This is a genomic window from Fibrivirga algicola, from assembly GCF_011742925.1.
GTDB lineage: Bacteria > Bacteroidota > Bacteroidia > Cytophagales > Spirosomataceae > Fibrella > Fibrella algicola.
The window spans coordinates 189,817-215,104 of sequence record NZ_WAEL01000003.1 but is presented as its reverse complement, the minus strand read 5'-3'; the positions used below and the strand labels follow the sequence as shown (position 1 = coordinate 215,104).

Sequence of the window (25,288 nt, the reverse complement as noted above, 5' to 3'; positions counted from 1 at the left end):
TTTTAGGTTTGAAGTTTCAGGCTTCAAGTATCAAATGGGGCTGCTCGCTGATCAAAGGTTGATAGCAGTGCGTTTGATACTTGGAGCTTGACCCTTGAAGTTTAAAACGCATTTCAACTATATAATCTCCAACAGATGTCTTTTAAGAAGAACAAGAAACTCAACAGCGACTTCCAGAGCGTAACGATCAGCCTGGCATCGCCCGAGTCAATTCTGGAGAGTTCATACGGTGAGGTCACCCAACCTGAAACGATCAATTACCGGACCTACAAGCCTGAAATGGGCGGGTTGTTCTGTGAGCGGATTTTCGGTCCGGTGAAAGACTGGGAGTGCCACTGCGGCAAATACAAGCGGATTCGCTATAAAGGCATTATCTGCGATCGTTGCGGTGTAGAAGTAACGGAGAAAAAGGTACGTCGTGAGCGTATGGGACACATCGAACTGGTGGTTCCTGTAGCGCACATCTGGTACTTCCGTAGCCTTCCAAACAAAATCGGTTACTTGCTTGGCCTGTCGACCAAGAAGCTGGATCAAATTATCTACTACGAACGGTACGTTGTTGTTCAATCTGGCGTAAAAGCTGCTGACGGTATCAATGAACTCGATTTCTTAACGGAAGACGAGTATCTTGATATCATCGACAAATTGCCTGCAACGAACCAGCACCTCGACGATAAAGACCCAAATAAATTCATCGCGAAGATGGGGGCTGATGCGTTGGAGATGTTGCTTTCACGTGTGCAGTTGGATGAGCTATCGTTCAGCCTGCGTCACTCAGCCGCAACCGATACATCGCAGCAGCGTAAAGCTGAAGCCTTGAAGCGGTTGAAAGTGGTTGAAGCGTTCCGTGAAGCAAATGGTCGTGTAGAGAACCGTCCCGAGTGGATGGTGATTCGCATGGTGCCGGTTATTCCACCCGAACTTCGTCCGCTTGTACCCCTTGATGGTGGTCGTTTCGCAACGTCTGACCTGAATGATCTGTATCGCCGCGTAATCATCCGGAACAACCGTCTGAAGCGTCTGATCGAGATCAAAGCGCCAGAGGTAATTCTGCGTAATGAGAAGCGTATGCTTCAGGAAGCCGTTGACTCGCTGTTCGATAACTCGCGTAAAGTAAACGCAGTACGTTCAGAAGGTAACCGGGCGCTGAAATCACTCTCTGACATGCTGAAAGGTAAGCAGGGACGGTTCCGTCAGAACTTACTTGGTAAGCGTGTCGACTATTCAGGTCGTTCGGTTATCGTGGTAGGTCCTGAATTGAAGATGCACGAATGTGGTCTGCCGAAAGACATGGCCGCCGAGCTATTCAAACCATTCATTATCCGTAAGCTCATCGAGCGCGGTATTGTGAAAACGGTGAAGTCTGCCAAGAAGATTGTTGACCGTAAAGACCCTGTTATCTGGGACATTCTGGAAAACGTACTGAAAGGGCACCCTGTACTGCTGAACCGGGCTCCAACGCTGCACCGTCTGGGTATTCAGGCGTTCCAGCCGAAGTTGATCGAAGGTAAAGCCATTCAGCTTCACCCCTTGGTAACAACGGCCTTCAACGCTGACTTTGACGGTGACCAAATGGCTGTTCACGTTCCACTGGGACAGGAAGCCGTTCTGGAAGCCTCACTGCTGATGCTGGCCTCGCACAACATCCTGAACCCTGCCAACGGCGCCCCGATTACGGTACCGTCGCAAGACATGGTGTTGGGCCTGTATTACGTAACAAAAGGTCGGAGGACAACCGAAGATTACCCAATCGCTGGCGAAGGCATGACCTTCTACGGTGCTGAGGAAGTTGTGATCGCGGTGAATGAAGGCAAACTATCGAAGCATGCCAACATCAAGTGCCGGGTTAACGTACGGACCGAAGATGGTGAACTGGAATCGAAAATTATCGAAACAGTTGCTGGTCGCGTTATCTTCAACCAGTTTGTGCCAACTGAAGTCGGGTTCATCAACGAACTGTTGACCAAGAAAAAACTGCAGCAAATCATCGCCCTGATCTTCAAGATCTCGGGTGTTGCCAAAACCGCAGAATTCCTTGATAACATCAAAGAACTTGGTTTCCAGCAAGCCTTCAAAGGTGGTTTGTCGATCGGTTTGAGCGATATCAAGATTCCTGATGAAAAGCAGGCGCTTGTTGACGACGCGAAGAAAGACGTACAGGCTGTTTGGGATAACTACCTGATGGGCCTGATCACGGAAAACGAGCGTTACAACCAGGTCATCGACATCTGGACACGTGTGAACTCACGCGTGACCGAGACGCTGATGAAGCAACTGGAAGCGGATCAGCAGGGCTTCAACTCCATCTACATGATGATGCACTCAGGAGCCCGTGGTTCTCGTGAGCAGATTCGTCAGCTGGGTGGTATGCGGGGTCTGATGGCCAAGCCACAGAAAAACCTGCAGGGGTCAGTTGGTGAGATCATTGAAAACCCGATTCTGTCGAACTTCAAAGAAGGTCTCGACGTATTGGAGTACTTTATCTCGACGCACGGTGCCCGTAAAGGTCTTGCCGATACTGCCTTGAAAACGGCTGATGCCGGTTACCTGACTCGTCGTCTCCACGACGTTGCGCAGGACGTTATCATCAGTGAAGTTGACTGTGGTACCCTTCGCGGTATCCAAACGTCGGCGCTGAAAGACAACGAAGACGTTGTTGAACCGCTGTCGGAACGGATTCTGGGACGTACCTCGGTACACGATATATACGACCCGCTGAAGAAAAACGAAAACGGGGAGCCACTGCTGCTTATCGCAAATGGTGAACTGATTACGGAAGAGATTGCCGCCATCATTGATGAGACGAGCATCGAAACCGTAGAAATTCGTTCAGTATTGACTTGCGAAGCCAAGCAGGGCGTTTGCGCCAAATGCTACGGCCGTAACCTGGCAACAGGTCGTATGGTTGATATCGGTGAAGCAGTGGGTGTTATTGCCTCTCAGTCGATTGGTGAACCAGGTACGCAGTTAACACTTCGTACATTCCACGTAGGTGGTACGGCTTCGAACATCGCGGTAGATGCGTCATTGCGGGCTAAGTTTGACGGTGTTGTTCAGTTCGAGGAAATGCGGACAGTAGCTTCACAGGATAACGAAGGTAATCCGCAGACGGTGGTGATGGGTCGTTCAGGTGAAGTGAAGATCGTAGATCCAACCAACCCGAACATTGTCTTCATCAGCAACAACGTACCATACGGTGCCTTTCTGCGGGTGAAAGAAGGTGATGTAGTGAAGAAGGGCGCCGAGTTGTGCGTCTGGGATCCCTATAACGCTGTCATCCTGTCAGAATTGACTGGTAAAGTATCGTTCGATGCTATTGAAGAAGCAATCACATACCGCGAAGAATTCGATGAGCAAACCGGCTTCCAGGAGATGGTTATCATCGAAACTCGTGATAAGGCGAAAAACCCATCGATCATCGTAACGGGTACAACTACACTGCTTGACGATACTACCGAGAAAGGCTACAACCTGCCTGTTGGTTCACGTCTGGTTGTGAAGTCAGGTCAGTCGATCGTAGCTGGTCAGCCGCTGGCGAAGATTCCGCGCAACGTGGGTAAAACCCGCGATATTACGGGCGGTCTGCCACGGGTAACTGAACTGTTTGAAGCCCGTAACCCGTCGAACCCGGCGGTTGTATCGGAAATCGATGGTGTTGTAACCTATGGTGCTATCAAGCGTGGTAACCGTGAGATTTTCATCGAGTCGAAAGACGGTACTCGTAAGAAGTACATGGTGCCCCTGGCCAAGTTTATCCTGGTGCAGGATAATGACTTTGTGAAGGCCGGTTCGCCGCTGTCTGACGGAGCCATTACGCCAAGCGACATCCTGTCTATCAAAGGCCCAACGGCTGTTCAGGAATACCTCGTAAACGAGATTCAGGAAGTATACCGCTTGCAGGGTGTAAAAATCAACGATAAGCACATTGAGTCGATCGTTCGGCAGATGATGCAGAAAGTTGAGATCACTGATTCAGGCGATACCAACTTCCTCGAAAATCAGGTTGTCGACAAGTGGTTGTTCCGTCAGGAAAACGACAAGATGATGGACGCTAAAGTGGTAACTGACGCGGGTGACTCAGAGAATCTGAAGCCTGGTCAGATCATTTCGGCCCGTCGTCTGCGCGATGAGAATTCGAGCCTGAAACGTCGTGACATGAAGATCGTAACTGTTCGTGATGCCATGACTGCCGTATCACAGCCAATCCTGCAAGGTATTACGCAGGCGTCGCTGGGTACTGACAGCTTCATCTCGGCGGCTTCGTTCCAGGAAACGACCAAGGTGTTGAGCGAAGCCTCAATTCGGGGTAAGCAGGACAACCTGGAAGGTTTGAAAGAGAACGTAATCGTTGGTCACCTGATTCCAGCGGGTACGGGTACACGCAAGTACCTGAATACCATTGTCGGTTCGCAGGAAGAACTTGATACGATCACTGAATCGCGCGAGCAATTCTCTCGGAGCAAGAAGAAAGTAACGGCCTAGTTCAGGTACGTTATCAGCGAATAAAAAAGGCCAACTCGGAAACGGGTTGGCCTTTTATGTTTAGCTACGCAGTTGTTACAATCTCCCGGTTATACTTCCGGCGATAATCCTGCGGAGTAAGGCCGGTTATCTGTTTGAAGACTTTACGGAAGGTTTTCACATCGTTATAGCCTACATCATACATGATCGAGCTAACGTCGTCGCGGTCTTTTTCGAGGGCCTTCTTCGCTGATTCGATCTTTACCCGTTGCAGGTATTCCTGTGGGGTATTCTGTGTAGCACTCTTGAAGCGGCGGATGAAATTCCGCTTGCTCATGTTAGCCTGGTCAGCAATCTGATCGACGGAAATGGGTAAGTGAAAATTCGTTTCGATGAACGTCTGTGCTTTCAGGATGTCCTGATCATCGTGCTGACGCTGGCCCTGGAAAACGGCGAAATACGATTGGCTTACCCGGTCCAGATCAATGTTAAACATTCGACTGATGCCGATGCACATATCGCGGCCGCAGAACTTCTCGATCAAGTATAAAATCAGGTTCCAGGAGAGCAGCGCACCGCCGCTGGTATAAATCCGATCTTTGTCGGTCATCACGGTGTCGGTGAGCACCTGCACGTCGGGGTAGCGGGTCTGCATATCGTCGAGCGCTTTCCAATGCGAGGCGCAAGATTTGCCGGACAAGATGCCTGCTTCGGCCAGAAAGTAGCTGCCAAGGCATAAGCTGGCTATTTCAGTACCATCGGCGTACTTCGTGGCAATCCACTTGATCAGGGCCTTGTTTTTAGCAATCGCTTCATCGGGTTCTATGTAAAACGCGGGTACGATGATCAGATCAGTGTCGGTAACTTCGTCGAGGGTTTTGGCACAGATGAACAGCGCAGGTACGTTGAGTTGAATGTTTTTCAGTTTTTCACTGACCAACTCAAGGCGGAAAGGTACTGGCTGGCCAATCTGCTGCGCGTATCCATTCGTGGCGGCTAACAGATCAATTACGCCGGAAATGGAAGCCAACACGGCATCTTCGTAGACCAGCAACGAGATTGTTTTCATTGATTTAAAGAGGTTTCAGGTACGTTCAAGATACGACTTTTTGGCGGACGAATTACCTGTAAGCGGCTAGTAAGATGAGGTAATAGCAGGCTAATTTTTACTGTCATACTGTGGCAAGGCACGCGTGTCTGACTGCACCTACGAATAGCAAATCCACTGCCGGCATACGTTGTTATCAACGCTGTTCGATAAGGAAGAATTTGTAGTAAGCACGAGGACTGATACTGTGCTGATTGAGTACGTAACCGGTGAGGCAAGACTAAGGTAATCGCTGTTTTGGACGCAGGTAAACACAACTCTGGAAAGCCTATTACGTTAAGGGGGTATGAATACACCTATGTCAAAGACAACAGCCGAGATCACATTGCAGAAAGCTGTTGAAAAAATTGGTCGCTATCTGGGCGTCGACCGTTGTTTCCTGTATATCCGTCAGCCCGATCAGCAACGGGGCCGAACTGCCTTTCAATGGCGGCGAAACGAAACTATTCCCGATACCATTCAACCGGACTGGCAACCCGATACAACGCACTTGCCCAAAGAAGATCCGCTTATTCGGGCCGGACTGGATATGCAGCCTACAGTCTATGTTGATGATGTTGATAAAGCCGGCCCTGATGTGTTGAACCGTGACTTCGAGCAGCGCACGTTTGGTCATCGTGCCCTGATCCATGCCCATGTACAGGCAGATGGTCAACTGTGGGGCATTCTACAGCCATGTGTGTTTGGACAGCCACGCCAATGGTCACCCAATGAGCGGGCTTATATAGAGCGTCAGTTACCGGGACTAGTTAAGCCCATTCAGGCATTTGTATCGGAGTGAATTGATTTATAAAATAAGCGTTGGTGTTCATATATTTATGGCCGGTTCCAACGCTTATTTTAAATCAAGACTCATGCAGTTAGATAAACATAAACAGAGATGAAAAAACTAGTGTCTCTCGTGCTAATCTGTCTTTTGTTTGGCTGCAAAACAGACGACCCGCAAGCCAATTTGCTGCTGGGACTTTGGGAGCTAGTTGAATATCGTTCTTTAAATGATAACGTTCTTCACAAAGTAGACGCGACACCTAACTACATACGACAGATTGAATTTGAAGTAGACGGCTCAATAAGTCTAAATGGCGTAATATGGGGACCATATTGTAGTCAGGCTGATAGGTACGTATACAAAAAGAGCAGATTATACTTCAACTATGGGCCCGTTAACTGTACATCTATAATTGCTCAGCCTCCACCGCCCGAATTTGCAACGGTCGAAAATTTGTCGGTAACTTCTCTAACTATGAAATTTGGATCTATCACCTATTCACTCAAACGTATACAGTAAGTCTTAGCCCGTAAATAAATCTGGATACGTTTGTCGACGCCTTTTTATCAACTATACCGATCGTTCCGCCAGGGGTAGGCGGTATCGGAGTAGCCGCGCTCTTCCCAGAAACCGAGGCGGTTGCCGTTCATAAATTCAATCCGCTTAATCCATTTCGAGCCTTTCCAAGCATATAGTTGCGGTGTAATCATGCGCAGCGGGCCGCCGTGTTCGAGCGTCAGGGGCTGTCCATCGGCTGTATGAACCAGCAACACATCAGGCTTCAGTGCTTCTTCCAGCGACACATTCGTTGAGTAGCCATCATAGCCATAACACATTACGTGTGTAGCCGTGCCTTTTGGATCAACTAAGGCGGCAAGGTCCATGAAACGCACGCCAACCCAGGGTACGTCGAGTCGCGACCAGGTGGTTACGCAATGAAAATCGCTGGTGTCTTCTACCTGCGGTAATTCCATCAGGTCGTCCCATTTCAAACGAACCGGATGGTTTACTTCCCCATCAATATTCAATTGCCATTTATCGAGGGGAATGTTGGGCTGATATCCCAGGTCGAGCACTGGCCACTTGGTAGTCACGGTTTGCCCAATTGGCACCTGCGGCATGCCGTGCCGGTTGGCTGGCCCTTTGCCGCGTGGTTTAAAGGGCCCGTCATTACTATCAGCTACAGAGGGTGTCTGTGCTATTTTGTCTTCAAACCGGCGCTTTAGCTTCATCCGAGCCTCCACGATACGGTCCAGCTTATCGTTCGATTCCATGGTTGGATTCCTTTCTTTGCTAACCAATAAGCCCGTCGCCTTGTTCGCCTCAAAGTGTGAATGTGGCTAACGATCGGTGACAACCGCTGGCAGGACATTCCTGTTAAGAATACGCTACGGTGAACGTTCTGCCAACTGACATTGTACCTTTGGCCCGACGAATCAACATAGCTTATGAGCGAGAAAAAACCGCTGATTTTGGTAACCAACGACGATGGCATCACCTCTCGGGGCATTGCCTTTTTAGTCGAATGCATGCAGGAGTTGGGCAACGTAGTAGTGGTAGCCCCCAATAGCCCGCAATCGGGAATGGGCCATGCCATCACCATTGCCAATCCACTCCGCTTATATCCCACCACAGTATTCCCGGATTTGCCCGCCTACGAATGTTCGGGTACGCCTGCCGACTGCGTAAAACTGGCTAAACACCACGTCCTGAAAGATAATGCGCCCGATTTGGTCGTGAGCGGAATTAACCACGGCAGCAATTCGGCTATCAGTATTCTGTATTCCGGCACAATGTCGGCCGCAATTGAAGCGGCGATTGAAGGTATTCCGGCAATCGGTTTTTCACTGGCCGATTACACGCGCGAACCCGACTTCTCGCACACCCGCGAGTCTATCCTGACTATTACCCGGAATGTGCTCGAGCGGGGCATCAAGAAGGGAGTGGCTTTAAACGTGAACTTCCCGGCCCGTAGCCCGGAACCTCTTAAGGGCATAAAAATATGCCGGCAGGCTGACGCTAAATGGCAGGAAATTTTCGACGAGCGCCGCGACCCGAACGGTCGTCGCTACTTCTGGCTGGCCGGCGAATTTGTGAACAACGATCCCGGAGCCGATACAGACGAGTATGCGTTAGGGCAGAATTATGTCTCTATTGTTCCCTGCCAGTACGATCTGACTGCCTACGACACCATGACCACCATGAGTGAGTGGGGAATGTAGAGTACCATTTTCCGCTACATCATCACATCGCCCAACTCCGTGAGTTAAGTGATGTGATGATGTAGCGGTAGCAAGAACCCTTAACGTTACTGATAAATGGCAATTCTTGGACGCTTACTAAAACGCGGTATACGGCTGACAAACGTCATGCAGCGCCGCAAAAAACTGAACCCATTCAGGGCGCAGCGCAAGACCCTGTTGAAGCTATTGCTGAAAGCCCGCTACACTGAATTTGGGCAACAGTACAAGTTTGACGACATACTACGGCAAGGGCATTTCGGACGGGGACGCGCTTTTTACGAAGCCTACAAACAGAACGTACCCGTCTTTGACTATAACACCATTTTCGACGCCTGGTGGCATCGAGCGCTGGCGGGAGAAAAAGACATTACCTGGCCGGGCCGAGTCAAGTATTTCGCCCTGAGTTCAGGTACGTCGGAGGCGGCGTCGAAGTATATTCCTGTGACGAAGGCTATGAGTAAGGCCATTCAGAAGACCAGTATTCGCCAGATTCTCACGCTGGGCAAATACCGTCATCTGCCCGCTTCACTCTACGAAAAAGGCTACCTGATGCTTGGCGGAAGCACCAAACTGACCATGCGGGGCGGTCACTACGAAGGCGACCTGAGCGGTATTACCGCCGGGCAGATTCCGTTCTGGTTCCAGCGATTCTATAAACCCGGCCCTGAGATTGCGCAGGAGCGTGATTGGGGCGTTAAGCTCGACGAAATTACCCAGCAGGCCGCCGACTGGGATATTGGGTACGTGGTAGGCGTGCCCGCATGGATTCAGCTGCTGATGGAGAAAATTATCGCCCATTATAAGGTGAAGACCATCCATGACATTTGGCCGAATCTGGCCGTTTTCTGTCATGGTGGCGTATCGTTCGAGCCGTACAAGCTGGGTTTCGAGAAGCTACTGGCCCACCCGATTACGTATATCGAGACGTACCTAGCCTCGGAAGGCTTCATTGCTTACCAGACCCATCCGGAAGCAGCGGGCATGCAACTGGTGCTGAATAATGGTATTTTTCACGAGTTTGTGCCCTTCAACGAGACCAATTTCTCGGCCGACGGGGTTATGGTCGACACGCCCCAAACCCTGATGATCGATGAGGTAGAAGAGGGGAAAGAGTATGCGCTGTTGCTTTCAACTTGTTCGGGGGCCTGGCGGTATCTGATTGGCGACACGATCAAGTTTGTCTCGAAAAAGAAAGCTGAGATTATCATTACAGGACGTACCAAGTTCTTCCTCAGTCTGTGCGGCGAGCATCTGTCTGTTGATAACATGAACAAAGCTGTTGACTTGTCGGCGCGGGAAATGAACATTGATGTGCGGGAGTTTACAGTGGTGGGTATCAACCATGATCCGCTCTTTGCGCATCACTGGTACATTGGTGCCGATGGGCCTGTCGATGCCGACCAACTTCGAGACCGCCTCGACACCCACCTCAAAGCATTGAATGACGACTATGCCACTGAGCGGCAACATGCCCTCAGAGAGATTTTTCTGACGGTTTTGCCAACGCAAACATTCTATAACTGGATGGAGGCCCGCGGAAAAATGGGCGGACAAAACAAATTTCCGCGTGTCCTGAAAAAGAACCAGATCGCCGAATGGCAGGCATTCATCAGCGAAATGTAGAGCGCATGCTTGCGTGTAGCTGGCGTAAGCAATACATTCAACATTTCCTGACGTGAGCTAAGACGCGAGCATGAGTCTCTACAGTTACCCCCACCCCCCATGCGACCACTCTACTTGATATTGCTGTTTATTCCTGGTCTGGCCACGGCCCTTGCGCCACCACTGAGTCCGCGGAATGCAAACTACCGGATTAACGTGCGGTTGAATACGGACACAAAACGGCTGGACGGGAAGCAAACGCTGACGTGGCGCAACACCTCACCCGAGGTAGTTCGGGAGTTGCAGTTTCACATGTACCTCAACGCTTTCAAAGATGCCAACTCCACATTCATGCGTGAGTCGGGGGGGCAGCTACGGGGAGAGGCACTTGATAAGTCGAAGCCCGAAAATTTTGGCTGGACAAATCTAACGGTCCTCCGCGACCAGCGAACCGGCGAAAGCCTGCTTGGACAGAGCCAGTATATTCAGCCCGATGACCAGGCGGCAGGTACGTTCAACCCCGATGACCGCACCGTGCTCCGGGTGCGTCTGGGCCGCCCGGTTGCTCCCGGCGAAACGGTTGTGCTGGATATGGCGTTTCAGGCCAAACTACCCAAAATATTTGCCCGCACCGGCTTCAGCAAAGATTTCTTTCTGGTGGGGCAGTGGTTCCCTAAAATCGGGGTGTATGAACCGGCAGGTATGCGGGGTCGTCGTGTGGGTGGCTGGAATTGTCACCAGTTTCATGCCCACTCCGAATTTTACGCCGACTACGGCACCTACGATATTGCCATCATAACGCCAGCGCCCTTTGTGATTGGTGCAACGGGACAGCAAATAGGGGAGACCACGCATAAAGACGGCACAAAAACGACGCGCTGGCAGGCCAACGACGTCATCGATTTCGCCTGGACAGCCTCGCCGTACTACTCTATCACAACTAGTCGGTGGCAAGGCAAATCGGGCGTGCCGGTGGCGATCCGGTTATTGATGCAGCCCGAACACAGTGATCAGGCACAGCGCCACCTAGATGCCGCCAAAGCGGCGTTGTCGTATTTTGATACGTACCTGGGTCGCTATCCGTACCCGACCTTGACCATTGTTGATCCACCCCTGCGGGCCATGGGGGCAGGCGGTATGGAATATCCCACGTTTATTACGGCAGGTACGTCGTGGGGTCTTCCTGCTGGTATGCGCTTTCCGGAAGTAGTGACGGTTCATGAGTTTGGGCACCAATATTTCATGCAACTGCTGGCCAGCAATGAGTTTGAAGAAGCGTGGCTCGACGAAGGCTTTAACCAGTATTACGAAGGTCGGATCATGGACGAAACCTACGGTCAGGGAAAATCGCAGATTGACTGGTTCGGGTTTCGGATGGGGGATCTGGAAGCCTCACGCGATGGGTACGTTCACCTCGACAATCCGGCCATTGGCCCGGCATATGGCAATACCTGGGAATTGCCGGCGGGCTATTACGGCGCGTTGACGTACCTGAAAACGGCTACTTGGCTGCGTACGCTCGATGGTCTGGTGGGGCGTGCTGTGATGGACGAAGTGATGCAGACGTATTTCATCCGCTGGCGGTTCAAACACCCCAATGCCCAGAGTTTTATCGATGTAGTGAATGAAGTTGTGCCCCGTCGGTTAGGGCAGAAGTCCGGACCGGATATGAACTGGTTTTTTGATCAGGTTCTGTTCGGCGACCGCGTGTGCGATTACCAACTGGTTAACCTGTACAATCACGATAAAAGCCCCGCTACGATACGCGTTGACCGATTGGGCGATATGCAACTGCCGGTGGAGGTGCTGGTTCACTTTGAGGATGGCCGTGAAACAACGCTTTTCTGGGACGGACAGGAGCGAAGCCGTACGTTCAATGCTGGGCGAAAAGGGCGCGTGCTCTGGGCGCAGGTAGATCCGTATCACAAGCTGTATATGGATGTAAACGTGATCAACAACAGTTACACCGTTAGCCCATCATCGGCGCCATCAGCTAAATACGCAGCTAAGTTCCTTTTCTGGATCGAGAACGCTATGCAATGGATAGCCTGGCTGGTGTAAGTCCGGGTTTTCTCTTACAAAAAATGCCCCTCTGCTACCAGAGGGGCATTTTTTGTAAGAGAAAACCCGGAGACTATTACCGATTCACGTATACGTTGATATTGGGTGCTGGGGTTCCGGTACGGCCGGTTACACCACGTAAGAAAACGGTAATTGCCCGGCCCGAAGATGAACTGGTAAATTGCACAGTGTTGATGTTGGCTGCCGTACCTGGAAGGCGAAAGGCAAAGGTGGGCCCGGCAATCGCATCGATCGCCACGAACGGAGAGACCCCTTTGTAGGCCAGATTCGAAGCCAGCGTTGTGTTCGGTGTCGTCAGTGCCACATCGTATGCTGAACCAGGAATCAGGTTAACGAATCGTACGTACAGCTTGTTGGGGTCAACTACGCCCTCAAACGCATCATTGACCAGGAAGACCTCGGGTTGCGCACCAACACCAGCCACAAACAGCGAATAGTATTTGTTGTCGTCCAGATTCAGCGTCTGCGTGTTAATTACCGTAGCACTGCTAGCCGAGGTACTGGCGGGAATAGAGATGCTGATAGCCTGTGCGCCCGGCTTCACAACCGCGTAGTTCGAGCCTGTACTTGGGTACGTATTGTTGTACGGGAGCCCCGTTGCCCGACCCGGTGATGTAGCTGTAGCGCCCACGGGGGTGAATCCGCTGAACTTGGCGCCATTAATAAACAGATCGATGCTCGACACATCGGGGGCGGCGTTGATTAGTTTCAACCGTGCCCCGGTCGCGATGGGATCGATGGGCAGTTGAAGGCTGTTTTTCTCGCACGACAGCAGGAGGGCTGCCGCCGAGAAAAGATATAATATGTGTTTGAACATAGTCAGTTTATCGGTTTACCCCAAAAACGGGTTACGGTTGTACAAACCACACGGGTTTCGTGTGATAATCGAGTTCAAGGCCGCCCAGAGGCCGTAGGGCTTCTGCGTTCCAAACGTATTCGGAGTTGTAGCGTGGACGTACTCGCTGAGCCAGCTGGCCATTGTTGTTTACGTAAAGAGTCTGTGGAAACGTAATGCTGGTAAACACGTCTGTGCTGTAGTTGTAGCGCCGCATATCGGCCCACTGCTCCAGAAAACCCCAGCCCCACTGCGCAATGTACTTCTGCAGCATGATCTGGTTCAGTTTCAGATCGGCGGCGTTGGTTGGTACAATAAGTGGGTTGTTTAAATAGGCGTTGCGGTCAGTAGCCGGAATGTTTACGTACGAAGCCGTCATGTGGGCTTCGATACCCCGACGATACGCTGCCAACGCTGTGGCTTTATCTCCTTTGATGAAGGCTGCTTCTGCTTTGATGAATTGCAACTGTGCGTAGGTCATTAGCGGAAACGGGCCTTTGTCGGTGAAGATATACCGCCCAGTAGTACCTACGGGTGGGTTGATTCCCAACTGTGTTCCCCATGGGCTAACTACACGAGCCGTCAGCGGAACACTGGCTGCTGTAGACTGACCCAGGCCAGGCGTGATGCCCCGGTATGTACCATCGCCACTGGCGGCGAGCATTACAGGCAGGCGAGGGTCTTTAACGCCGCCGAACACGGTGCCGTCGAGAAGCCGCAGCGTGAAGGCAGATTGACCATAAAACTGCAGATTTTGCCGTAGCGGGCCGAAGAATGATCCGTCGGCGGTGCTGAGTCCGTTAAACACAAACTGGGCATCATCAGCGTTACTGGTGAAGGCACTATCGACATAAGCAATCACCTGATCGGGTTTGTACAGGCTTTTCTTATTCGAGAGATGATGCGCGTTGATAGCCAGCAAACCATAGGCAAACTTCTTCCACTTCAGTCGATCGCCGGCATAAATCCGGTCGCCCCGACCGAGGGATGCCGTTGATACAGCCCCATCTGACCGGCTTAGGTTCGTGATCGCTTCCTTGGCAAGGCGCACCACTTCTGCGTAGGCAAACTCCTGCGAATCGTAGTTGAACGTATTTTTAGTAGGGTCCTGATCGAACGCTTCTTTGATGATTATCTCGCCGTGCTGATCGGTCAGCATTTGCCAGCCCCAGGCCTGCATTACCTGACCTACGCCCACATAATCCCAGCGCTGGTTGGCCTGGGCATTGTCGATAAGGTTGAGCGTGTTACGCCCGCCTCGCCAGTACACGTTTCGCCAGATTTCACCGCCAGCATCGCTATTCACAGCATAGCCGTATAAGTCCCAAACAACACCCGCCGTCACATTGTGCCAGTTTTGCACGTACGAACCCATGTACCGGGCGTCGAACTGAATACCCAGCACGTACTGATTTTGAATAGGAGCCAGCAATACAGCGGCCTCCACCTGATCAGGGTTGTTGGGGTTTTTATTGATATCCAAGTAATCGTTGCAGCCACTCAGACTCAGCGTAAGGCCGGTCAGCAGCAGAGCAACTGTACTTTTAATTGTTCTATTTTTCATGTGAAGTCGTGTCAATATTAGAAGCCGAGGCTGATACCCACGTTGAATACTTTTGGCAGAGGCAAGTTGCCGAAATCGATACCCTGGCCGCCCGATCCACCCGTGGCGGTGTTGGTGCCGTTTACACCTGGGTCGCCGCCCGTATAGTTGGTCAGCAGCAGCAGGTCGTTACCCGTCACGAAGATGTTAGCCGTCTTAAACAGGTTAGCCCGGCTCAGGGCCGAAGGAGGAACCGAGTACCGCAGCGTCAGCTCTTTCACGCGCATCCAGCTTACGTTGCGCTCAATGAAGTTCTCGTCTGAGAGGGCTGAGTAAAACGTGTTGTTGTAATACGGCGTCACCTGAATGGTGTTCGGCGTTGGCGTGTCGGTATTTTCCAGACCATCTTTCAACACGCCTCGGAAGGTGTACGGTGTTTCGCGATCCAGCGTCTTCATGCTCAGTCCCCGGCTATACATATACGCTTCGGTTGCGTTGAACACATCGCCGCCCTTCCGAATATCGAGTACGAAACTCAAGCCAAAGCTCTTATAAGCAAATGAGTTTACGAAGCCGATTACAAAATCAGGATTCCGGTCGCCAACCACGTTCCAGACGGTTTCGGTCAGCGGAAGGCCCGTTAGCGGACTAACCAGAATATCACCTTTTGTATTGCGTACATAGCTATTTCCAGTAAACGTTGTCAGCGGACCATTCAGTCGGATACCGTTGCGAACGTTGCCGAAGATCCAGGTGTCTGACGAGTAAAACTCAGGCAGACCGGCGGGGAGTTCGGTTAACCGGCTGCTGGTTTTAGTGAAGTTGACGTTCGTTGTCCAGCTAAAATCTTTAGCCCGGACAGGCTCCGCATTTACCGTCAGTTCAAGGCCCTGGTTCCACAAACGGCCCGCGTTGATGGTCTTCAGAATAAAGCCGGTGGCATAGCTGATCCGCAGGTCGCGGATGATCTGGTTCTGGCTTTCGGTCCGGTAGTAAGCTACATCGAAGCCCAGGCGATTGTTGAAGAACTTCATTTCTGTACCAATCTCATACGAGTTCACCTTCTCGGGAACCAGGTATGGGTTTGGTGCGGTGAAGCCGTAGCTAAAACCGCCGCCCGTTGTAGTCTGACTCTCGTAGGCCTGTGAGGTCGAATACTCGGGGGCTTCTTTACCAACCTGTGCCGCTGAGGCACGCAGTTTGGCATAGCTCAGCACCTTGCGGAACTTGCCCTCCGGGATCAGATCCGTGTACACAAGGCTAAACGAAGCCGATGGATAGAAGAACGAACGAGATGCTATCGGGAACGTCGATGACCAGTCATTACGGCCCGTTACAGTCAGGTACGCGATATCGTTGTAGCCCACCGTGGCCGAGCCAAACACGCCGATCAGACGGCGCTGCCGGATAAATTCTCTCGATTTCTGGGTGAGGGGGTCCGTGTTATTGATCGACACGAAATTAGGGTCCAGGAATTTCTCACCCCGGGTTGCCAGTGAATTGTAGTTGAAATCATACAACGCCTGACCTACCAGTCCCGAGACATTCAGCTTGTTGAATTGCTTGTTGGCCGATAGTACATATTGACTCGTCAAGGTCCGGTTGTTGTCGGTGGCTTGATCAAGTGCACCACCAATAACGCCACCTGACCGGTTCGACTCCGGATGATACATGAACAGGTAACGGGTCGAGTAGACGTCCAGACCTACCCGGCCTGTCAGATTAAGCCAATCGTTGAACGCGTATTTCATGCTGATATTCGTAATGGCCCGGTTGCCATTGTCGCGCAGCTTATTCTTATACACGTCGAAATACGGGTTTTCAATTTCGCTGCTGGCCGTGGTTACCTTCCGGCGCGAGCCATCGGCGTTCAGGTAGTTGGCCATGTCGTCGTTGGCAGGCCATGATACTAGACCCAGCAAAAACGAGTTCGTTCCTTTCGATACCTTGATGTTGTCAGTGCTAATGTATTGCAGCGTCGACTCGATCGAGAATTTGTTGGTGATTTTAGCCGTGCCGCCCAGGCTGATGTTCAGCCGCTTGTACTCGGTTGTTGGAATAACACCTTTACTATTGAAGTAACCAGCCGAAAGCCGGTAGGTATACCGGTCCGAGCCGCCATCAAACGAGACATTATGCCGTTGACCAATACCGTCGCGCAGAAAACCAGCGGCATTATCGTATAGCTGAACGTTTTCGGCATAGCGTGGGCCAAACGCGTTGAAACTCGTGTTTTGCGATACGCCGTTGTTCCCCTGGCTATACACCGTCTGAACTTCAGGTAGCGCCCCCACTTTCTGGAGCGTATACGTACCTGTGTAGGTGACCCGTCCCTGACCGGCTTTCCCTTTCTTGGTAGTAATCAGAATGGCGCCGTTGGCTGCATCAACGCCATACAACGCCGCGGCTTCAGGCCCTTTCAGGATCGTGATGTTCTCGATGTCGTTCGGGTTAATGTCCTGCGCCCGGTTCGAGAAGTCGATGTTCCGGTTCTCGGTCGACTGGCCCGAAATGCCGCCTGCTACAAACTGGTTGTTCTGGGCCGTGCGGTTATCGATCGGCATCCCATCCACCACGTATAGTGGCTGGTTGTTCCCGCTGATTGAGTTTACGCCCCGGATCTGAATACCCGATGACGCCCCCGGCATGCCGCTCGACGTACCTACCTGCAACCCGGCTACCCGGCCTTGCAAGGCGTTAATGAAGTTGTCGCGCTGCGAATTAGCAATATCGTCGCCCTTCAATTCGGTAACGGCATACCCCAGTTCGCGCGATTTCCGACTAATGCCCAGTGCCGTTACCACTACTTCGTTCAGTTGGTTATCATCGGCCTGGAGGCTGACGTTGACCACATCACTGTTGGCAATGACCACGTCTTTCGATTTGGTACCGATATAGCTGAACCGCAGTGTTTGACCGGCAGAGGCCTGAACACGGTAGTTACCCTCGGCGTCGGTGGTAGTGCCGCGCGAGGTGCCCAGCACCACAACGCTGGCTCCTGGAATTGGTTTGTTGTCTTCTGATGAAGAGACCTTGCCTCGAAGTTCCCGGGTTTGTGCCCAGCCTGCCGATAGTGACAGACTCAGACACACCAGGAACAACAGGCATGTACGTAGCGATTGCTTCATAATGGATGTTGATTGGAGTAAGAAGATGGTAATCCCGAATAGGGTATTAGCAAAGTTCTCTATAGACTGGCAGGATTAAAAGAGAGACAGTAGAAAATCATGGGTTAATTGTGGTAAAGCGGTTCAATACCCAATATTATTTCCTGTAAACGGCTTTTTGTCTAGTAAACGCGTTGATTTATTCGATTATAAGGCTACATAAACAGAGGCGTTGCACCGATTAATCGGTGCAACGCCTCTGTGAAAAGAAAGTGGGTAGTACCGGTGCTGCAATGAATTAGTGCAACGGCGAGGAGGGGAGTGGAGCCGCTGTTTTATGCCCTTTGTTGTCAATCCAAATGACCGACTTTGCCTGACGGGGTAACCAAAGCGCCCGGCTGGACTGCGACAGGAATGAACTGCCGAAGGGAAGTTCAACCCGCTGGGTTTTACCGTTTGTCATCGTGACCAGCGCTGCCACGTCGGTCAGTTTGGGCGTCAGGGTTTGGGTAGGTACGTTGCCTTGAAACACGAAGAGTGGTCCCCGGTTCTGCGTAGCCAGATACAAGGGTTTCCCCGTTGCGCCGGCCAGTTGTACAAATCCTTTGGCATTTCCGGGCACACATAAACCACTCTTTTGCATCGCCTGTGCCTCGAAGTTGCCCTTGCCGTTGCCGCGCAGATACAACCCGTTGAGGGCGTCGTAGCGGCCAACCAGCACCTCACCGCTAAAATCATTGCCAACGGCCAGTAAATCCAATTGGCCGTCGTGGTCAACGTCGGTAGCAACCATGCCAAACAGCGGCCCCAGTTGGGCCTGCAAGGGGAGTGGCCGCGTGGCAAATTCGCCGTTGCCTTTATTTTCGATGTAGACCGACCTGAATTCGTTGGCCTCGAGTACCAGGGCCTGTTTCCGTTCTTCGGGCTTCAGCAATTTGTCGATGCTGGCCTGGGTGAAATCTTTGTACTGCTGAAACCGTCCCCGCAACACGATCATCTGTTTAATCAGATCGTCGCGACCGTGAAAGGTGAACTCACGTACCTGGCCCGTCTCGTCTGGAATAAACAGAGTTGGAATGGCATCGTAAAACCCGTTATTGTCGAAATCACCAGAGTAGAGGCGTGCGGGCTGGCGTTCATTGGCGCGCATGCGGGCGTTGAGACCTAAGTTACCCGCCACGTAATCCATATCGCCATCATTATCAAAGTCACCCGCCGTGATGGAGTTCCACCAGCCCGCAGCGTTGCTCAACTGCCTGATCGTTGTCTGGTTGCTCAGCTTGCCGTTGGTGTTCGTCAACAGTGTGAGGGGCATCCATTCACCGGCTAGCATCAGGTCGAGGTCTCCATCATTGTCAGGGTCTGTCCAGAGCGCATCGCAGATGAGGCCAATGCCGTTCAGGGCCGGGGCCACCTGGGCTGTCACGTCGGTAAAGCGGGGCTGCCCGGGTTTGCTGTCATTGCGCAGCAGCACACTCGATGTTGGCTTAGGGTACTGATCTGGAATGACCCGTCCGCCAATGAAGAGGTCGAGGTCGCCGTCTTGGTCGAAGTCGGCGGCTTTCACGCACGATTTACTGGTTGTGTTAGCGGGAAGCGCCGCCGAAGCCAGTGCGAAGTTGCCCTTACCATCATTAACATACAGCCGATCCTGATAGGACAGATCGTTGGCCGCGGCTTCTACGCTACCGCTGGCGATGTACAGATCGAGGTCGCCATCGCCATCCGCATCGAACAGCAATGTGCCCATATCTTCCTGTGGCTTGTCGGCGGGGTTTTGTACGGGCAGTAAGCCCATTTTTTCGATGAACGCGCCTGCTTTTGTCTGCATCAAAAAATGACCCGGCTGTTTTCGAGCGCCTCCAATAAATACATCGTCGAGCCCGTCGCCGTTGACATCACCCACGGCTACCGATGGTCCAAACTGCGAGAGTTTATGTGGTAACAGCTTTTGCGAGTTGAAATCGATGAACTCGGGTTCGGTATGAGTGAGGGTAAGCCCCAGCGAATCGGTTACGTCGCGGAGTAGAGGAGTTGGAGCGGGTTCATCGGGCGTTGGCGTTTCTGTAGCGTCGGACTGGCGGAGGGTAAGCACCTGACTAACGGGTATGTTTCGGAGTGTTTGCTGCCGGGCCGGTTGGCCGTCGTGGGCGGGCCAAACAACGCGTAGTTCGCGAATCTGGTCAACGGCACCCAGCCCGAAATGAGCCACGGGTTCAACCGTAGACAGGTAACCCCGATACGGGCTGTGCTCGTACACTTGTTTCAGGTTTTTCGGGCCGGTTCGGGTGTCGTAGCTGATTGTTACAAAGGCACCCAGGCCCATCTTGTTCTGCGCAGGCCCGTCGAAGCGCACCCGCAGGTAGGCTGCCGACGCTCCCTGCTGCTCAATCAGGTTGTTTCGGTACACAAAGGCCGAATCGTTGATGTTGTTGACTACGTAGTCGAGGTCACCGTCATTGTCGAGATCACCATAGGCTGCTCCGTTCGAAAAGCTCGGCGTTTTCATGCCCCACTCTTCTGTTACATCGGCAAACGTAGGTACGTCGCCACCCCTGTTGCGAAACGCATAATTAGCAATTTTAACTACGGGAATCTGATCAAGAAGGAATCGCTTAGTGGTTACGATAGCGCTCTCCTGCCGAAACGAGATAAAATCCCGATCTGTTACGTCTTTTGGAAAACCATTAGTGATGAGTAAATCCCGGTTGCCATCATGATCGAAATCGACAAGTGACGGCGCCCAGCTCCAATCGGTTTCAGCCACATCGGCCAGCAGACTCACCTCGCTGAACAAAGGCGCACCACGCTCCACGTGAATAGGGGGGACGGCCGAACTGGAAGGCACCAGTGACCTGGACGTACCAGGGCTCATCGCAGTTGGTCTTGGCCCCTGATTTAGCTGCAGCGTATTTCGGACGTATTGGTAGTTGAACCCATACTGCTCGTTGTTCAGGTACGTCTGGTAATTGTTGGGGCCCACCAGCATCTTCTTCCGGAAATTGTCGCGCGGTAGCATGTCGACGGCTACGACATCCAATAAACCGTCGTTGTTTATATCGGCAATGTCATTACCCATCGCCGAACTACTGGTATGTTTGAAGTACTGGGCAGCCTCGTCCCGAAAGCCTGTGTGCCGGCCGTTGGTGTGCTGGTTTATCCAGAGCAGATCATCTGTCAGGTAATCGTTGGTAACGTAGACATCGCGCCAGCCATCCCGGTTTAAGTCGCTGATATTGAGGCCAAGACCATAGCCTTCCATCTGAATGCCTTCCTGCCTCGAGACGTTGGTGAATACGGCATGTCCCAGTTTGGAATCGAAATCGTTGCGATAGAGCCGGTCGGTTGTTTTTGAGGCACCATCGGCCACTTTGTTATGGTAGGCACCGGGACTACGCTCTTCAATGGTGTTGGTGAGCACATACAGGTCCAGGTCACCGTCATTATCATAGTCGAAAAAGGCAGCGTTGGTAGTATGCCCACTGTCGGCTACACCATATTCACGAGCCATTTCAGTAAAGGTCGGTACTCCGTTTTTTACACCCTGATTGATGTAGAGTAGGTTCTGCCGCTTTACTGAATCCTTACTCACCGTAGCCCCCACATAGAGGTCCATGCGCCCGTCGTTGTTGAGATCGACCATCGATACGCCTGAGCACCATTTCCCGGCTCCGCCAACCCCGGCTGCTGTGGTCACATCCTTAAACCGAAGGTCGTGTGATCCTGGCTCCGTTTGATTGATGAAAAGTCGGTTAGGTACCTGGTTGCCAGTAAAGAAAACATCCGTTCGCCCGTCGTTATCAAAATCACCGAGGGCCACTCCGCCACCATTATAAATGTATTCGAAATCGACAATGTTCATGGTGTCGTTGTCGACAATTCGGTTGGCAAAGTTGATCCCTGTATCCTGAGCAGGAAGTAATGAAAATAATGGTTTATGCCCAACCTCGCAGGCAGTAAGCAGCACAGTTAGACTTGCAGCAAGTGCTTGACTGATATAACGAAAATGCATTGTGACAAACACGGAACAAATGCTTTGTATGGAGTATAAATACGGAGTAATAATGATGTGTATTACGCCAATCAAGTTTCAAACCAGAACAATTTTATCCAGATTTACATCAAAATTGTCTTACACATTTAAAAAATAGAGTAAAAGCACATATTTTTGCGCTTAGCAATTTTATAAAGTACCTGGTATATTTTTGATTAAAACCAAGAATATACTTACTCAGTTAATTTACATTTTTTAAACCCTCTACTTACATGAGAAGTAAGCTTCTACAAATTACTTGTCTAAGCATAGTGCTATTCCTACTGGGAGTCAGCACGTTTGCTCAGAGCCGGCGCGTCACTGGACGTGTTTCCGGACCCGATGGCGGGATCCCGGGCATTAACGTAGTTATTAAAGGCACCTCAACCGGTACATCTACGGATGCAAACGGCGGGTACAGTCTGAATCTGCGGGGAAATACGGACGTACTTATCTTTTCTGGTATAGGCTACAAATCGCAGGAGCTAACTGTAGGCAGCCGTACTAATTTAGATGTAACGTTGGCCGAAGATGCTTCCGTGCTGAATGAAGTTGTGGTCACGGGTTATACCACTGACGACCGCAGAACAGTAACAGGTGCCGTTTCAACGGTTAAAGCGCGGGCTTTGCAGGCACAGCCATCAGGTAACGTAGAGCAGCAGTTACAGGGTCGTGTATCGGGTGTAACCGTTATCTCAAACGGTCAGCCAGGTACAGCCAGCCAGGTACGTGTTCGTGGTTTTGGTGCCTTCGGTGGTAACGAGCCTTTGTACGTAGTTGATGGCGTTCCGGTTGGTTCGGTAAACATTGTGGCTCCCGATGACGTGGAAACGACAACGGTACTGAAAGATGCTGCGGCAGCTTCGATTTATGGAGCACGTGCAGCCAACGGTGTAATTGTAATCACAACTCGTAAGGGCTCAAAGACACCGCGCAAAATGCAGGTGACGTATGACGGTCAGTATGGTGCTACCGATCCGGGCAAAGGGCAGGAGATGTTGAACCCAACTGAATTTGCTGACTGGACATGGCGTCAGTTCCGCAACACGGCGTTTCAAAATGGAACAACTGTTGCCTATAGCCACCCACAGTTTGGTACTGGCTCAACCCCCGTTATTCCTGATTACATTAACGTAGGCGGTGCAGCGGGTGTAGTTGGCTCGGTTGATCTGGCCGCTGCCAAACTCAAGTACAATATAAATCCGGCAGCTGGCTCTATCTATCAGGTAGTAAAGGCAAACAAGGCTGGTACCGACTGGTACAAAGAGATAACCCGCGTTGCGCCGGTTCAGCGTCATGGCTTCGGTTTCTCGGGTAGCGGCGAAGCCGCCCGCTATTATGTTGGCTTCAGCGCGCAGGATCAGAAGGGTATCCTGTTAAACAACGATTTCAAGCGGTACACATTCCGGGCAAACACGGAGTTTGATATCACGAAGAATGTTCGCATCGGTGAAAACCTCCAGTTCACGTACCTGTCTATCAATGGCCAGGGTGGTGGTAACGGCGGTCAGGGTGTAGCCGCTGACGAAAACGACGTACTACAGGCGTTCCGGATGCCATCGATCATTCCGGTTTATGACGAATTTGGTGGCTATGCAGGAACAGCAGCAAAGGGCTTTAACAACCCACGTAACCCCGTTGCCAACCGGGCCGGACAGAAAGACAACCGTGCGTTCAACGCCAACGGTTTCGGTAACATCTACCTTGAAGTAGAGCCAATTGAGTTCTTAACACTGCGTAGCAGCGTAGGTGGTCAGTACAACAACTTCTACAACTATAACTACACGCGGTTGCAGTACGAAAACTCGGAAAACAACTCGGCGTTTGGCTATGGCGAAGGTGGTGGCTACTCATTTGGCTGGACATTCACCAACACGGCTGCTTATAAGCGCAAGTTTGGCGTACACGGATTAGATGTAATCGTTGGTCAGGAAGCCCTGAATACCGGCGCAGGCCGCAACATCAATGGTAACGGTCAAAACCCGTTCTCGATCGATCCAAACTTCATTACCCTGAACACCGTATCAGCTACAGGTCGTAACGTCGGTAGCGGTCAGTTTAAAGGTGTAAACTTCTATTCGCTGTTTGGTCGCGTAAACTATGTTTACAACGACAAGTACATCTTTACCGGTGTAATGCGTCGTGACGGCTCAAGCCGGTTTGGTGCCAACAATCGCTACGGGGTGTTCCCGGCGGCATCTGTTGCCTGGCGTTTGTCATCTGAGCCATTCATGAAGAATGTGCCCTGGGTTACGGATCTGAAAGTTCGTGGTGGTTACGGTTTGATGGGTAACTCAAACAACGTAGACCCAAACAACCAGTTCAGCTTATATGCAGCTAGCCTGGGTAACTCAGCTTACGATATCAACGGATCGAACTCAAGCACAGTGGAAGGCTACTACCGGTCACGGATTGGTAACGCCAACGCGAAGTGGGAAACGTCGATCACCAGCAACATTGGTATTGATGGTTCATTCTTCAACAACCGGTTAGAGGTGATTCTTGACCTGTGGCGGAAAGACACCAAAGACCTGCTCTTCCAGGTGCCCATTCCTGACGTAATCGGTACGTACGCGGCAGCTCCGGCGGTAAACATCGGTGAGATGCGCAACCAGGGTATTGACCTGCAGGTGATCGGTCGTGGCCGGATCGCATCAGAAGTAGGCTACGAAGCTAATGTTACCGCCAGCTTCCTGAGCAATAAAATTGTTGCGCTGGCTCCCGGCCTAACCTACCTGACTACGGTAGACCCAGGTTTCCGTGGCATTAACCCGATCCGTAACCAACTGAACTACTCCCTGTCGTCATTCTATGGTTACAAGGTGCTGGGTCTGTTCCAGAGCAAAGAAGAGGTAAGTGCCGCTCCTACGCAGGAGGGCGCTGGCCCCGGCCGTTTCCGGTATGCTGACCTGAACAACGATGGCAAAATCACTCCTGAAGACCGTACGTACCTGGGTAGCCCGGTACCAACCTTCACGGGTGGTCTGAACCTGAAGTTCACGTACAAGGCGTTTGATCTTGAGATGTATGGTTATACATCGATTGGTAATAAGATCTTCAACGTATCGAAGTGGTTCACCGATTTCTACCCCTCGTTCGCTGGTGCTGCCATCAGCGCCCGCGTAAAGAACTCATGGTCTCCTGAGAACAAGAGCGGTACTGTACCCATTTTCGAGTCAGCGTCTAACTTCAGCACCAACACACAGTCGAACTCATACTATGTAGAAGACGGCTCATACTTCCGCATGCAGAACCTGTCGGTTGGCTACAACCTGCCAAGCAGCCTGCTGAGCAAGGTTAAACTACAGCGTATGCGGGTGTTTGTATCAACCAATAACTTGTTCACGATCACTAAATACCAGGGTCTTGACCCGAGTGTAGGTGGTAACGCTGACACCAACTTCGGAATCGACGTAGGTAACTACCCAATCACTCGCAGCGTGCTGGGTGGTGTATCGCTGGCATTCTAAAAACGAGGATTCTTTAAATCCGTTTAACAAAATCA

General features: G+C 51.5%; 12 protein-coding genes. 6 read left to right on the top strand and 6 right to left on the bottom strand.

Annotated elements, in window-relative coordinates; translation table 11 throughout:
• Positions 1-135 precede the first annotated feature (135 nt).
• Positions 136-4,482 carry a DNA-directed RNA polymerase subunit beta' gene (gene rpoC, locus F7231_RS09385; protein ID WP_166691724.1) on the top strand — a complete coding sequence of 1,449 codons (4,347 nt, stop codon included), beginning with the start codon at positions 136-138 and terminating at the stop codon, positions 4,480-4,482.
• Positions 4,483-4,546: 64 nt separating this feature from the next.
• Here the strand turns inward: rpoC and F7231_RS09380 are convergent, their stop codons facing one another.
• Positions 4,547-5,530 carry a GlxA family transcriptional regulator gene (locus F7231_RS09380; protein WP_166691723.1) on the bottom strand — a complete coding sequence of 328 codons (984 nt, stop codon included), beginning with the start codon at positions 5,528-5,530 and terminating at the stop codon, positions 4,547-4,549.
• 337 nt (positions 5,531-5,867) lie between these two features.
• On the opposite strand from F7231_RS09380, the gene F7231_RS09375 reads away from it, so the two are divergent.
• Positions 5,868-6,350 (top strand): GAF domain-containing protein, encoded by a 483-nt coding sequence (locus F7231_RS09375; protein WP_166691722.1) that lies wholly within the window; start codon positions 5,868-5,870, stop codon positions 6,348-6,350.
• 554 nt (positions 6,351-6,904) lie between these two features.
• On the opposite strand, the gene F7231_RS09370 is transcribed toward F7231_RS09375, so the two are convergent.
• Complete coding sequence (locus F7231_RS09370) at positions 6,905-7,612, bottom strand: sulfite oxidase-like oxidoreductase (RefSeq protein ID WP_166691721.1); 708 nt, start codon at positions 7,610-7,612, stop codon at positions 6,905-6,907.
• Positions 7,613-7,786: 174 nt separating this feature from the next.
• On the opposite strand from F7231_RS09370, the gene surE reads away from it, so the two are divergent.
• From surE to F7231_RS09355, 3 genes are all read left to right on the top strand, one after another.
• Positions 7,787-8,560: a 5'/3'-nucleotidase SurE gene (gene surE, locus F7231_RS09365; protein WP_085410806.1), complete on the top strand. Its 774-nt coding sequence runs from the start codon at positions 7,787-7,789 to the stop codon at positions 8,558-8,560.
• A 96-nt stretch (positions 8,561-8,656) separates the two neighbouring features.
• Positions 8,657-10,204, top strand: coding sequence for a GH3 family acyl-acid amido synthetase (locus F7231_RS09360; RefSeq protein ID WP_166691720.1), 1,548 nt, complete (start codon positions 8,657-8,659; stop codon positions 10,202-10,204).
• A 99-nt stretch (positions 10,205-10,303) separates the two neighbouring features.
• The gene (locus tag F7231_RS09355; RefSeq protein ID WP_166691719.1) at positions 10,304-12,244 is read left to right on the top strand and encodes a M1 family metallopeptidase; all 1,941 of its coding nucleotides are present in this window, start codon (positions 10,304-10,306) and stop codon (positions 12,242-12,244) included.
• Positions 12,245-12,320: 76 nt separating this feature from the next.
• Here F7231_RS09355 and F7231_RS09350 read toward each other — a convergent pair whose 3' ends face one another.
• The 4 genes from F7231_RS09350 to F7231_RS09335 all read right to left on the bottom strand — a co-directional run bounded on the left by F7231_RS09350 (position 12,321) and on the right by F7231_RS09335 (position 21,762).
• The gene (locus F7231_RS09350; RefSeq protein ID WP_166691718.1) at positions 12,321-13,082 is read right to left on the bottom strand and encodes a DUF4397 domain-containing protein; all 762 of its coding nucleotides are present in this window, start codon (positions 13,080-13,082) and stop codon (positions 12,321-12,323) included.
• 31 nt (positions 13,083-13,113) lie between these two features.
• Positions 13,114-14,664 (bottom strand): SusD/RagB family nutrient-binding outer membrane lipoprotein, encoded by a 1,551-nt coding sequence (locus F7231_RS09345; RefSeq protein WP_085410802.1) that lies wholly within the window; start codon positions 14,662-14,664, stop codon positions 13,114-13,116.
• A 17-nt stretch (positions 14,665-14,681) separates the two neighbouring features.
• The gene (locus F7231_RS09340) at positions 14,682-17,771 is read right to left on the bottom strand and encodes a SusC/RagA family TonB-linked outer membrane protein (protein WP_166691717.1); all 3,090 of its coding nucleotides are present in this window, start codon (positions 17,769-17,771) and stop codon (positions 14,682-14,684) included.
• Positions 17,772-18,048: 277 nt separating this feature from the next.
• Entirely contained in the window at positions 18,049-21,762 is a 3,714-nt protein-coding gene (locus tag F7231_RS09335) for a CRTAC1 family protein (RefSeq protein WP_166691716.1), read from the bottom strand.
• 254 nt (positions 21,763-22,016) lie between these two features.
• On the opposite strand from F7231_RS09335, the gene F7231_RS09330 reads away from it, so the two are divergent.
• Positions 22,017-25,253, top strand: a complete 3,237-nt coding sequence (locus F7231_RS09330) for a SusC/RagA family TonB-linked outer membrane protein (protein WP_166691715.1) — start codon at positions 22,017-22,019, stop codon at positions 25,251-25,253.
• Positions 25,254-25,288 lie beyond the last annotated feature (35 nt).